We start from the raw sequence: 12,088 nt of genomic DNA, 5'->3' as shown, positions 1-12,088 counted from the left end.
TTGTGGCTCCCCCTGCGGGTCACCCGGAGGGGGAGCCGGCCAGCGGGGCCGGCCGATCGGAAGGCAACCATGTCCACAGGCATGATCGTGTTGACCGTGATCGTGGCGGTAGTGATCATCGCCGCGGCCACCGCCCCGATCCTGCGGGGCCGCGGACGGTACGGCGGTCCCGGCCTGAAGCGGCGCTTCGGACCCGAGTACGAGCGGACCGTCGCCCTGCACGACGGGGACACCAAGGCCGCCGAACGGGAGCTGGCCGAGCGCGTCCAGCGCCACGGCCACCTTCGGGAACGGCCACTGGACCCGGCCGGGCGTGAGCAGTACGAGGCCCGCTGGACGGCCGTGCAGGAACACTTCGTCGAGTCGCCGCGGCAGGCGGTGGCCGAGGCCGACCAGTTGCTCGCGGACCTCGCGGCCGCGCGCGGCTACCCGAACGGCGGGCACTACGACGAGCAGCTCGCCGCGCTGTCCGTGCACCACGCCGCGCACGTCGACGGCTATCGGCGGGTGCACCGGGTGGCCCGTGCCGGGGCGCGCGACGGGCTGACCGAGGCCGGATCCGGGACCGAGGAGATGCGTGTGGCGCTCGTCGGCGCCCGCGAACTCTTCGACGACCTGACCCACGCCTCCCGGGAGACCCGCCGCCACCGGGCGACCCATGCCGGCACCAGCCACTCGAAGGAGGGGTGAGCACCATGTCGGACAGGACGAGCGAGCCCGGCGACGAGCGTCCCACCGGCCGCTTCCGCCGGCCGCCGGACGAGGACTGGACCCCGGAGGACATGCCTCTGGGCCGGCACGCCCCGAGGGACCCCCTGCCGGAGGAACGGCTCCCCGGCGAACCCCCGCCCACAGCGGACACCTCCCGCCTCCCCGGCTCGATCGGCCCCGGCCGCAACGGCCTGACAGCCGACGACCTCACCCCGGAGGACACACCTCCCATAAGGGACGAGGGGGGTATGCCGGGGGAGGGGCGCATGCCCGGAGAGAGCCGGATGCCGGTCGAGCCCGTGACGCGACCGGAGGGTCGGATGACCGGCGAGAGGGGTGTGCCGCCAGGTGAGGGGCGGATGTCCCGTGGGACGGGGCTGTCCGGGGTTCCCGTCGAGCCCGTGACGCCGCCGGAGAGCAGGACGTCCGGCGAGAGGGGTATGCCGCTGGGTGAGGGACGCATGCCCGGTGGGGTCGGGCTGCCGAACGAGCGCGGAATGCCGGCCGAGGGGCGCATGCCGGACGAGGGCCGGATGCCCCGCGAGCCCGCGACCCGGCATGAGAGCCGTATGGCCGGGGAAGGTGGTACGGCGTACGAGAGCCCGATGCCCGAAGACGGGCTGGGGGTTCCGTCCCCCGGTGATGTGAGCGCGCGGGATGCGCACACCAGCGAGTCCACGGAACGGGACGCATGGCCGACGGCACCGGGCGGCACCGGGTCACGCGGGTCCACCGTCGGCGAGACGGCACCCGCTCCCTCCGGCACCGGCGCCCCCCTGCTGTCCCACGACGAGACCGACCTCTGGGAGCAGCGGATGCGGCAGCTGGCCGTCGGGTTCGTGGACGAGCCTCTCAGCGCGGTCGAGCAGGCCGATCACGTGCTGGAGGAGATCACGGGGCGGTTCGAAGAGGCCGTGGAGCGGCGGCGCCGCACGCTGCGGCGGTCCTGGGAGGCCTCCGAGGACCGTGGACCGGGCTCGGACACCGACACCGAGCAGCTCAGGCTGGCTCTGCGCGACTACCAGGAGCTGGCCGGGCGCCTGCTACACATCTGACGCTCGCCCCGGAGCCCGCAGCTCACCCCTGGCGGCAGCCCTGCGCTGCCGCCACTCGCGTACGACCTCCTCGACGTCGTACGGCTTCTTGCCCAGCGGGGGCCCGGGCGGCGGCTTGAACATCATGTCCTTGATCTTGACGTTGACGTCCTCGATGATCTTCCGCGCGATCCGTTCGGAGGGCGCCGCGTAGGCCGCCGCGAGCGCGTCCTCGGCCTCCTTGCGCAGGGCGAGGGCGGGCGGCAGCACGGACAGGCCCTCGCGCGCCATCTTCCGCTTGATCCACCACAGTTCGTCGTAGCCGGAGTCGAGATCGGCGGGCAGCGGCTCACCCGAGCCCGGCAGCCGCTCGAACTCCCCCCGCCCCTGTGCGTCGCGGATCTGCTTGTCGACCCAGGACTCGAACGGCACGCCCGGTGGCTTTCGCTCGGTCATGAACCCATTGTGCCGGACGCGGCCCGGCCGGGCGTTTTATCATGCGGCCGCGGTACACGATTCCGGCCCAATCCGGCCGCCGTACAAGGACGTCACCGACGTCGAGGGGGAAACGCTCGTGCTCGAACTCACCATGGCCACCGTCTCCGGTGCCGACGCGGGCGCCACGGCCGGCATGACGATGGCCGACGCGCCGAGCGAGCCGGGCGCCGTGCTCCGGGTCGGCCGGGACGCGTCCGTGTGCCGGCTGGCCACCCCGGAGGACTGGCTGTTCGTCTCCCGTGTGCACCTGGAGTTCCGGTGCGGCCCGGACGGCGGCTGGCAGTTGACCTGGCTGCGCGGTTCGCAGGCCGAGCCGTCGTCCGAAGTGCGGCTGGTGGTGGGGGAGTACGCGCAGCCCCTCGGCTACGGCGCGACCGTAGCGCTGCCGCGCGGCGGGTCCGGCGAGATCGTCGTCCAGGACCGCACCGCGCCGCGCAGCGTCAACGTCGGCTTCTACCACGAGGTCTGAAGCCCGGCCGGGCCGCGCCGGAGCGGCTCAGTCCAGTACCCGGGCCAGCGCGAAGCCGTCGTGGCCCTTGCTGCCGACGGTCTGGAGGGCCGTGCCGCTCAGCCTCGGGTGCGTGGCGATCAGCTCGATCGCGGCGCGCGTGCCCACGACGTCGGGCTCGGTGCTGCTCTCGTCGACGACCCGGCCGCCGCGCACCACGTTGTCCAGGACGATCAGGCTGCCGGTGCGGGTGAGCCGCAGCGCCCACTCCACGTAGTGCGCGTTGTTGGCCTTGTCGGCGTCGATGAACACCAGGTCGAACGGGGCCGGGTTCTCGTCGGCGAGCTTGGGCAGCGACTCCAGGGCCGGGCCCACCCGCACCTCCGCGATCCGGTCCAGGCCGGCCCGGGCGAGGTTCCGGGTGGCCACCTCGGCGTGTCTGGCGTTGTACTCCAGCGACACGAGCCTGCCGTCCTCGGGCAGGGCCCGGGCCAGCCAGATCGTGCTGTAACCGCCCAGGGTGCCGATCTCCAGGATGTGCCGCGCGCCCTGGACCTGGGCGAGCAGCTGGAGGAACTTGCCCTGCGCCGCCGTGACGGCGATGTGCGGCAGGCCGGCTGCGTCGTTCTCCCGCAGGGCCGCCTGCAACGCCTCGTCATCGGGGGCGAGCCGGCTGGTGAAGTAGTCGTCGACGTCGTCCCAGAGCTGGGAGTCGCTCATGCTCCTGCTGCCTTTCCCGAGTGCGGGCCCTTCCCACGGACATCGTCTCAGCCGACGGGCGCCGACGGCGTGATCACCGACGGATTCACCGGCGCCGGGAGCGCCGTACGACGATCAGGACGCCGGCGGCAGCGACCGCCAGGAGCCCACCCCCCAGGGTGAGCGACCGGACCGGAACCCCGGGGACCCCGCGCATCCGCTGATCGCAGATCCCCCGCCGACCCGGGGTGTCGGCACCGAGTTGTCACGGTCGCCCCGGCGACTACGGCGCGTCCCAGGCTGCGCCGGCCGCGGCTCCCCAGGGGCGCGGGAAACTGCGCGACCAGCCGCCGCGCGGCCGCGCCCGGCACACGGCCCGCACCCCCTAGGGCGCCTGGCGGGCCTTCCCCCCGGCAGCACCGCTTCCTGCAGCTACGGCGCGTCCCAGGCTGCGCCGGCCGCGGCTCCCCAGGGGCGCGGGGAACTGCGCGACCAGCCGCCGCGCGCCCGCGCCCGGCACACCAGCCGCACCCCTACGGCGCCTGGCGAGTCTCCACCCGCACCCCTACGGCGCCTGGCGAGTCTCCACCCGCACCCCTACGGCGCCTGGCGGCCCTCCACCGACGGTGCCGAACCGGGCAGCGGGTGTCCGGCCGACTCGGACATGCGCCACACGGCGAAACCGCCCACGACAGCCGCGGCCATCATGTAGTACGCGGGCATCATCATGTTCCCCGTCGCCCCGATCAGCGCGGTCACGACCAGCGGAGTCGTCCCGCCGAACAGGGACACCGACACGTTGAACCCGATGGACAGCGACCCGTACCGCACCCGCGTCGGGAAGAGAGCGGGCAGCGCGGCCGGCATGGCCGCCGTGAAGCACACCAGGAGCAGACCCAGCGCGCCCATGCCCAGCCCCACCGCGAGCAGGCTGCCCTCGCGGATCAGCAGCACGGCGGGGATGGACAGGAACAGGAAGCCCGCGCAGCCCGCGGCGATCACCGGACGCCGGCCGACCCGGTCGGTCAGCGCGCCCGCGAACGGCTGGACGATCATCATCAGGGCCATCACGCCGAGCACGACCAGCAGTCCGTGCGTCTCGTCGTCCTTCAGCTCACTGGTGAGGTAGCTCGGCATGTACGACAGCAGCATGTAGTCGGTGACGTTGAAGACCAGCACCAGACCCATGCACAGCAGCAGCGCCTTCCACTGGCCCGCCACCATCTCGCGCAGCGGCACCTTCGGCCGGGCGGCCTCCGCCTTCTCCACCTCGGCGGCGAACGCCGGGGTCTCCTCCAGCCGCATCCGCAGATACAGCCCGATGATGCCCATCGGGCCCGCGATCAGGAACGGGACGCGCCAGCCCCAGGACAGCAGGTCCTGCGACGACAGCAGCGCCGTCATCAGCGTCACCAGACCCGCGCCGCCGATGTAGCCCGCCAGCGTGCCGAACTCCAGCCAGCTGCCGAAGAAGCCGCGCTTCTTGTCGGGGGCGTACTCGGCGATGAAGGTCGACGCGCCGGCGTACTCACCACCGGTCGAGAAGCCCTGCACCAGCCGGGCGGCCAGAAGCAGCAGCGGCGCGCCCACGCCGATCGAGGCGTACGACGGGATCAGGCCGATGGCGAACGTGCCCGCCGCCATCATGATCATCGTGAGGGCGAGAACCTTCTGACGGCCCACGCGGTCGCCCAGCGGACCGAAGACCATGCCACCGAGCGGCCGGACCAGGAAGGCCGCCGCGAAGGCGCCGAAGGTCGACAGCAGCTGAGCGGTCGGGTTGCCGGACGGGAAGAAGACCTTGCCCAGCGTGACCGCGATGTAGCTGTAGACACCGAAGTCGAACCACTCCATCGCGTTGCCGAGCGCGGCCGCCTTCACGGCGCGCTTGACCAGCGCGGGGTCGGTGACGGTGACGTCACGGGCCTTGGTGGCCCGCGGGGGCTTCGGAAGGGACGGGGAGACTGCTGTGGCGGTCGCCAAAACGGGGCTCGCCTACCTTTCGACGGGGACAGGGGCGCGGTCCGTGCGGCGACGCTGCCGGTAAACGGGCCGAAAAGCGACCATAGGCGGACCTCGGCCCCTGACGTTCTGTAGCCAGTCGGCTGCATGGTGCAGCCAAACCGCGCGTACCCAGGCAGGTCTGCCCGCTCCTGATCAGGCAGTCCGGTCCCGCGCTGTGATCCTTGTCGCGCCCCGGACGGGCAACCGGACGTACCTCGGACTATCGTCATCCGGACAAACAGGAACACAACGTCAGGTAAAGCCCTCACAGGATTCGCGAACCAACCCGGCGTGACCGGCGTCGGGACCGGACGGGGCGGGAGGCCGACGAGGCGTGGCGAACGTGCAGCACAGCGGGCGACCGCCGGACACCTTCGGCAGGGCCCCGGCCGGGGCGCGGCTGCGCGCGGCCCGGCTCGCCCTGTGGGCGGTGGCCGCGATCCTCGCGGTACGGCAGCTGGCCGTCGTCCTCACCACGCCGAGCGGCGAGCGGCTGACCGACCTGGAGACCTGGGTCGGCCCCCACGGCGTGCTGCACGTGAACGGTTCGATCTACGACTCGACCCGGTTCACCGGCACCCCCTTCGGCGGTCTGGTGCTCAAACCCCTCACCCGTTCGGCGCAGGCCGCCCTCGGCTGGGGCTGGACCTTCGGCACCCTGCTGCTGGTCGTCGCCCTCGGTCTGGTGGCCGCCCGCGCGCTCCCCCGGCCGGTGGGCCGCCGCACCTCCCTGCTGGCCGCGCCGGTCGCGATCAGCCTGCTCATGCTGTCGCTGCCGGTCCGCAACGCCCTGTGGCTCGGCCAGACCAGCATCATGCCGGTCCTGCTCGTCCTGCTCGGCTGCTTCACCGTACGGAGCGAGCGGGAGAGCGGGCTGTGCACAGGGCTTGCCGCCGCTCTGCAGCCGACCATGCTGCTCTTCGCCCCGCTGCTGTGGTTCACCGGCCGCCGCCGGGCCACCGCCGCCACGGCCGGTACCTTCGCCGCCTGCACCGCCCTCGCCTGGGCGGCGCTCCCGCACGACTCGTCCACGTACTGGGTGCACCACATGGCCGGGACGGGCCTCGGCGGCAAGGCCGACGCCCTCGGCAACCAGTCCCTGCACGGCGCCCTGCTCCGCCTGGGCCTGACCGGCCCGCTGGAGGTCGCCCTCTTCCTGGTGCTCGGCGCCGCGGTCGGCGCGCTCGCCGTGCGCCGCGCCGTCCGGTACGCCCACGACGGCCAGCTGCTGCTCGCCGTCGCCGTCACCGGCTGTGCCGTCGTGGCCGTCTCTCCCACCGCCTGGCAGTACCAGCTGCTGTGGGTGCTGCTCGCGATGGTCGGCCGGGTCGGCCGCCGGGCCTCCGACCGGTACGTCTGGCCGGTGGCGATGATCCTGGTGACCACCCTGCCGGCGAGGATGCTGCTGCCGGACATGGCGGTGATGTTCCCGCTGCGCGACAACCTCGTCCTGCTCGCGGCGCTGGCCGCCGCCACGGCCGTGCCGTTCCTGTCCCGGACGGCCCCCCACTACCAGCGGCCGGTCCCGGCGCAGTACGCGCCGGCGATCCCGGCCCGCTTCCGCCACGTCCCCCTCCTGCCCTTCCTGCGCCGTGTCCTCACCCGCCCGAACCTCCTCCTGGAGCTGCTGCTCATCCGGGTCGTGTACGCCGTCTACGCGCAGGTCCGCCTGGCCGCGACCGGCGGCAGCACCACCGAGGGCCGGGCGACGGCCGAGCATGACGGCCGTCTCGTCCTCGACCTCGAACGGTTCCTGCACATCGACTTCGAGCGCGGGGTCAACCACGCGGTGGCGACGATCGGCTGGCTGCGGGACTTCTTCGGCTTCTACTACGAGTCGTTCCACTTCGCGGTCCCGCTGGCGGTCCTCGCCGTCCTCTACTGGCGCCGCCCCGTCGACTACCGCTGGGCCCGCGCCTCCCTCGGCTTCGCCACCTTCCTCGCCCTGATCGGCTTCTGGCTCTTCCCGCTGGCCCCGCCGCGCCTGATGCCGGCCCTCGGTATCGTCGACTCCGTCCACGGCGTCCAGGACTTCTCCAAGCCGGACTACGGCGCCCTGACCGCACTCACCAACCAGTACGCGGCGATGCCGTCGCTGCACTTCGGCTGGGCCCTGTGGTGCGGCGTGGTGATCGCGGTCATCGCCCCGAAGCGGTGGATGAAGGCCCTCGGCCTGCTGCACCCCCTCCTCACCGTCTCGGCCATCGTCGCCACCGGCAACCACTGGGTGCTCGACGCGATCGGCGGCGCGGTGGTGGTGACCGCGGGCTTCGGCCTGACCTACGCCCTGACCGGGCCGCGCCCGGTCTCCGTGACCGCCGGCGCCGGCTCCGACCGGTCGTTCGTACGACAGGACCGGGAGCACCTGCACGTGTCCGGCACCTGATCACCGCCCCAGGCGTCGAACATCGGGTGTGGCGCTCGGTGCTCTGGCCATGTGCGCCGCCGGCGCCATCATGACCGCGCCGACGGCGTCGGCGGCCCCCACGGGGGCGCAGGCTTCCTACTTCGTGCTGTACGAGCACGACGACTACAAGGGCCACCACGCGAACTTCTCGGGCACCGACCGGGAGCTGGAGGCCGGTGTGGGTGGCGGGGATGGCGCCGGTGGCGGAGGGGGACGGGTCGGAGGACTGGTGGGCGGGGTCGAGGGCGGGGGCCGCCTGGCACGGCGCGGCACCGCGCCCCACCGCCGGCGGCCCCTCCCCGGCCCTGCCCGGCGGCCCCGGGAACATCACGGGCGGTCGCGGTTGAGGAACCACACGGTCCACAGCACCACCGCGCACAGCAGTGCGAGCTGGAACGCCGGCCACCAGCGGCTCCGTACGAAGCGCCGGACCAGGACCAGGGCCGGCTGCACGAAGCGCCCGCTGCGGACGCTCGCGGTGAGGAACTCCCGCTCCAGCGGTGTCAGTTCGGGCGAGGGACCGTCCGCCTGCATGAACGCGTCCCGGGCGGGCAGCAGCCGGGCGCCCCGGTACAGGGCGCCCGGATCCCGCGCGCGAGCGCGGTGAGCCATGGCACGCTCGAAGAGGAACTCCACGCGATGGCCTCGACACCGCCCCGGGTGGTCGCACGCCAGATGCGGAGGTTCCTGGAGTCGGCGCGCGCCGGGGAGCGGTCGGACGCGGCCGAGTTGCGGAAGATCGTGGACGCCCTGGAGTCCGGAGAGCGGGCCTTCGCCCAGCGCGTCGCCCGGGAACTCGGCCGGTTCTGGTCGGCCGGCGTGGCGGCCCGATGGGGCGCGCTGCGCCAGGTGGCGGTGGCGGACATCCGGCACCGCGCCGCGTCCGTGGTCGAGCGAGGGCTGGCGGACACGCTGAACTCCCTTCATCCGGCCCTCACTTACGACTCCGGTGCCCTGCGCATCCAGGACACGCGCACGTTGCAGGTGCGCGAGAGCACGAGGATCACCCTGTGCCCTTCGCCGCTGGCGACGACCTGGCTCATCCGCAGCGATCCATGGGGGAGGACGGCACCCACCTCACCTATCCGGTGCCCGGCTCCAAGGGCGACCACCCTCCGACGGAGGAGCCCGTGCCGCAGGACTCACTGGGCCAGGTCATCGGACAGGCCCGCTTTACCCTCCTGGCCGACCTGGGCAGACCCGGGATCACGACGGAACTCGCCGAGCGGCACCACCTGACCGCGTCGAGGGTGTCGTACCACTTGGTCCGGCTCCACCGGGTGGGGTTACTGAACCGGACGCGCCAAGGCCACAGGGTGTACTACCAGCGCACTCCCGAGGGCGACCGCCTCGTCGCCCGGGGCGACTCCCCGCACTCGAACCAGACGGTCTTGCCGTCGGCGGCGCCCGGTGACACCCCCCACTTGTCGACCACCGCGTCCAGCAGGGCGAGGCCCCGACCGCATTCCGCCTCCTGGGCCAAGCCGTCGTGGAGAAGGGGGAGTTGAGCGAAGCCGTCGGTCACCTCGGCGCGTACCCCCGCCGTCTGCCGTGCGAGCAGGATCGTGCAGCGGCGGTCCGGTACGTGCCGTACGACGTTGGTGACCAGCTCGCTCACGCCCAGCTCCACGGCGAACGTCAGCTCCGTCAGCTCCCACTCGTGGAGCAGCGAGCGGACGATCCGGCGGACGTGGCGCACCGAGTGTTCGCCGACGGTGAGGTTCATGCGGTACAGGGGCGTGTGGGGAATGTTGAGGTTCACAGGACGAGGCTGATCTCGGATCACTACGCTCGGCTACAGGTTGAATACAACGGGTCCGAGAGGGGACTTGGCATGGTGAACATCAACACCCTCGACCCGAGCGCCTCACCGCTCGACTACTACGGCTTCGAGTTGCGTCGCTTCCGCGAGGCGGCGGGGCTCACGCAGAAGCAGCTCGGGGACATCATCAACTACACGGGGTCGATGGTCGGCCAGGTGGAGACGGCCCGGAAGCTGCCGACCCTCGACTTCAGCCAGCGGGCGGACGCGGCGCTGTGCACGGGCGGGTTACTGACCCGGCTCCATCCACTGGTGATGCGAAGCCAACTTCCGGCGTGGTTTCAGCAGGTGGCGGAGTTGGAGGTGCGGGCGGCGGAGATCTGCACGTTCCAGATGGGCATGATCCACGGACTGTTGCAGACTCCGGAGTATGTGCGTGCGGTGCTCGGCGCGCTGGACGACACCGACCTCGACGACCGCACCGCCGTACGGCTGGCTCGCCAGCGCATCTTCGACAAGGAGGAGCCGCCGGTCTTCTGGGTGGTCCTCAGCGAGGCCGCGCTGAAGCAGGAGATCGGCGGGCCGGAGATCATGCGCGGGCAACTGGCGCACCTGTTGACCTTCGAGAACAACCCGCGGATCAACATCCAGGTGCTGCCGTTTTCGGCCGGGGCGCACGCGGGACTGACAGGCTCGTTCACCACCTTCCGCTTTGCTGGCGATCCGACCATCGTCTACACCGAGGGGTACGGCAGCGGGCACCCGACCGCCAACCCGGACACCGTCAAAGACTGCTCGCTCCGTTACGATCATCTACGAGCCGCCGCGCTCTCGATCAAGGACTCGGCGGGGCTGATCCGAGAGGTGATGGAGGACCGCTATGGGGAGCAAGTGGCGTAAGTCCAGCTACAGCAGTGACCAGGGCGGCGAATGCGTCGAATGCGCGCCGCTCGGCCCGCTCGCATGGCGTAAGTCGTCGTACAGCGGTGACCAAGGCGGTGATTGCGTGGAGATCGCCGACACCCCCTGCGCCACCATCGCGATCCGCGACTCCAAAACCCCGGCGGGACCGATCCTCACCCTCGACCCCGCCACCTTCACCACCTTCGTGAACTGGGCCTCGGCTACAGCCGCTGAATGATCGTCCCGGTGGCCAGCCCACCGCCCGCGCACATGGTGATCAGCGCGAACTCCTTGTCCGCGCGCTCCAGTTCGTGCAGGGCGGTGGTGATCAGGCGGGCGCCCGTCGCCCCCACCGGGTGACCCAGCGCAATCGCACCGCCGTTGACGTTGACCTTGTCCAGGTCCTGTTCGAAGACCTGGGCCCAGCTCAACACCACGGACGCGAAGGCCTCGTTGATTTCGACCAGGTCGATGTCCTTCAGGGACATCCCCGCCTTGCCCAGTACCGCGCGCGTCGCGTCGATCGGGCCGTCCAGGTGGAAGTGCGGGTCGGCGCCGACCAGCGCCTGGGCGACGATCCGTGCCCGGGGCTTCAGCTTCAGCGCCCGAGCCATCCGCTTCGACGCCCACATGATGGCCGCCGCACCGTCGGAGATCTGGGACGAGTTGCCCGCCGTGTGGACGGCCGTCGGCATCACCGGCTTCAGCTTCGCCAGCGCCTCCGTGGACGTGTCCCGCAGACCCTCGTCCTTGTCCACGAGCCGCCACATGCCCTGACCGGCGTACTGCTCCTCCTCGGTGGTCGGCACCTGCACGGCGAACGTCTCGCGCTTGAAGCGTTCCTCCGCCCAGGCCAGGGCCGCCCGCTGCTGGGAGAGCAGGCCCAGCGCGTCCACGTTCTCCCGCGTCAACCCCCGGTGGCGGGCGATGCGTTCGGCCGCCTCGAACTGGTTGGGGAGGTCGACGTTCCACTCGTCCGGGAACGGCTTGCCGGGACCGTGCTTGGACCCCGACCCCAGCGGGACCCGGCTCATCGCCTCGACACCGCAGCTGATCCCGACGTCGATCACACCCCCGGCGACCATGTTGGCCACCATGTGCGAGGCCTGCTGGGAGGAGCCGCACTGGCAGTCGACGGTCGTGGCGGCCGTCTCGTAGGGGAGGCCCATGGTCAGCCAGGCCGTGCGCGCGGGATTCATGGACTGTTCGCCGGCGTGGGTGACCGTGCCGCCGACGATCTGCTCCACCGCGTCGGCGGGGATGCCGGTGCGGCCGAGGAGTTCACGGTAGGTCTCGCCCAGGAGATAGGCGGGGTGCAGATTGGCGAGCGCGCCGCCGCGCTTGCCGATCGGGGTGCGGACGGCTTCGACGATCACGGGTTCGGCGGCCATGGGTGCGGGTCCTCTCCGAGAGGGCTCTCCTCCAGAACTAGTACGCGTTCTAGTTCTGACCAGCAGTCTGCTGACGTGATGTCCATCACCGCAAGAGTCTTGCAGGTGTCGAAGTCGCGATCTGCATGAATTCCGCACGGATTGGGGGTGCCGTACCTCTTGCGAGTTGTAGAACCCGTTACTACGTTCACCGCACTCGCTGATGGGCCGTCAGAACTTCACGACGGGAGC

General features: G+C 71.6%; 12 protein-coding genes. 6 read left to right on the top strand and 6 right to left on the bottom strand.

The window, feature by feature from the left end:
• Nucleotides 1–81: 81 nt before the first annotated feature.
• Both ACQPXS_RS16485 and ACQPXS_RS16480 read left to right on the top strand, forming a co-directional pair.
• Nucleotides 82–690, top strand: a complete 609-nt coding sequence (locus ACQPXS_RS16485) for a hypothetical protein (protein ID WP_433450030.1) — start codon at nucleotides 82–84, stop codon at nucleotides 688–690.
• Between the two features lie 5 nt (nucleotides 691–695).
• Nucleotides 696–1,766 carry a hypothetical protein gene (locus ACQPXS_RS16480; protein WP_433450029.1) on the top strand — a complete coding sequence of 357 codons (1,071 nt, stop codon included), beginning with the start codon at nucleotides 696–698 and terminating at the stop codon, nucleotides 1,764–1,766.
• Here the strand turns inward: ACQPXS_RS16480 and ACQPXS_RS16475 are convergent.
• Nucleotides 1,755–2,201 (bottom strand): DUF1992 domain-containing protein, encoded by a 447-nt coding sequence (locus ACQPXS_RS16475; RefSeq protein ID WP_433450028.1) that lies wholly within the window; start codon nucleotides 2,199–2,201, stop codon nucleotides 1,755–1,757. The two genes, ACQPXS_RS16480 and ACQPXS_RS16475, sit on opposite strands and share 12 nt — an antisense overlap.
• Before the next feature lie 118 nt (nucleotides 2,202–2,319).
• Between ACQPXS_RS16475 and ACQPXS_RS16470 the strand changes: the two genes are divergently transcribed.
• Nucleotides 2,320–2,712: a hypothetical protein gene (locus ACQPXS_RS16470; protein WP_356303036.1), complete on the top strand. Its 393-nt coding sequence runs from the start codon at nucleotides 2,320–2,322 to the stop codon at nucleotides 2,710–2,712.
• Between the two features lie 27 nt (nucleotides 2,713–2,739).
• On the opposite strand, the gene ACQPXS_RS16465 is transcribed toward ACQPXS_RS16470, so the two are convergent.
• Complete coding sequence (locus tag ACQPXS_RS16465) at nucleotides 2,740–3,411, bottom strand: O-methyltransferase (protein ID WP_399173718.1); 672 nt, start codon at nucleotides 3,409–3,411, stop codon at nucleotides 2,740–2,742.
• Nucleotides 3,412–3,987: 576 nt separating this feature from the next.
• Nucleotides 3,988–5,373, bottom strand: a complete 1,386-nt coding sequence (gene proP / locus ACQPXS_RS16460; protein ID WP_433450026.1) for a glycine betaine/L-proline transporter ProP — start codon at nucleotides 5,371–5,373, stop codon at nucleotides 3,988–3,990.
• A 355-nt stretch (nucleotides 5,374–5,728) separates the two neighbouring features.
• Between proP and ACQPXS_RS16455 the strand changes: the two genes are divergently transcribed.
• Nucleotides 5,729–7,780, top strand: coding sequence for a bifunctional glycosyltransferase 87/phosphatase PAP2 family protein (locus ACQPXS_RS16455; protein ID WP_433450025.1), 2,052 nt, complete (start codon nucleotides 5,729–5,731; stop codon nucleotides 7,778–7,780).
• Between the two features lie 348 nt (nucleotides 7,781–8,128).
• Here ACQPXS_RS16455 and ACQPXS_RS16450 read toward each other — a convergent pair whose 3' ends face one another.
• Nucleotides 8,129–8,728, bottom strand: a complete 600-nt coding sequence (locus tag ACQPXS_RS16450) for a hypothetical protein (RefSeq protein ID WP_433450023.1) — start codon at nucleotides 8,726–8,728, stop codon at nucleotides 8,129–8,131.
• A gap of 394 nt (nucleotides 8,729–9,122) precedes the next feature.
• On the bottom strand, nucleotides 9,123–9,527 hold the full coding sequence (locus tag ACQPXS_RS16445; protein ID WP_365325673.1) for an ATP-binding protein: 405 nt from the start codon (nucleotides 9,525–9,527) through the stop codon (nucleotides 9,123–9,125).
• Between the two features lie 108 nt (nucleotides 9,528–9,635).
• Between ACQPXS_RS16445 and ACQPXS_RS16440 the strand changes: the two genes are divergently transcribed.
• Together ACQPXS_RS16440 and ACQPXS_RS16435 are read left to right on the top strand one after the other, a co-directional pair.
• Nucleotides 9,636–10,463: a helix-turn-helix domain-containing protein gene (locus ACQPXS_RS16440; RefSeq protein WP_433450021.1), complete on the top strand. Its 828-nt coding sequence runs from the start codon at nucleotides 9,636–9,638 to the stop codon at nucleotides 10,461–10,463.
• Nucleotides 10,444–10,704 (top strand): DUF397 domain-containing protein, encoded by a 261-nt coding sequence (locus ACQPXS_RS16435; RefSeq protein ID WP_433450020.1) that lies wholly within the window; start codon nucleotides 10,444–10,446, stop codon nucleotides 10,702–10,704. Before ACQPXS_RS16440 ends, ACQPXS_RS16435 begins: the two co-directional genes overlap by 20 nt.
• Here the strand turns inward: ACQPXS_RS16435 and ACQPXS_RS16430 are convergent.
• The gene (locus tag ACQPXS_RS16430) at nucleotides 10,688–11,857 is read right to left on the bottom strand and encodes a steroid 3-ketoacyl-CoA thiolase (protein WP_433450019.1); all 1,170 of its coding nucleotides are present in this window, start codon (nucleotides 11,855–11,857) and stop codon (nucleotides 10,688–10,690) included. The two genes, ACQPXS_RS16435 and ACQPXS_RS16430, sit on opposite strands and share 17 nt — an antisense overlap.
• Nucleotides 11,858–12,088 lie beyond the last annotated feature (231 nt).

Origin of the sequence: Streptomyces sp. CA-142005 (genome assembly GCF_050942335.1) — a bacterium.
Classification (GTDB): Bacteria; Actinomycetota; Actinomycetes; order Streptomycetales; family Streptomycetaceae; genus Streptomyces.
This window is presented reverse-complemented; position numbering and strand designations above follow the sequence as displayed.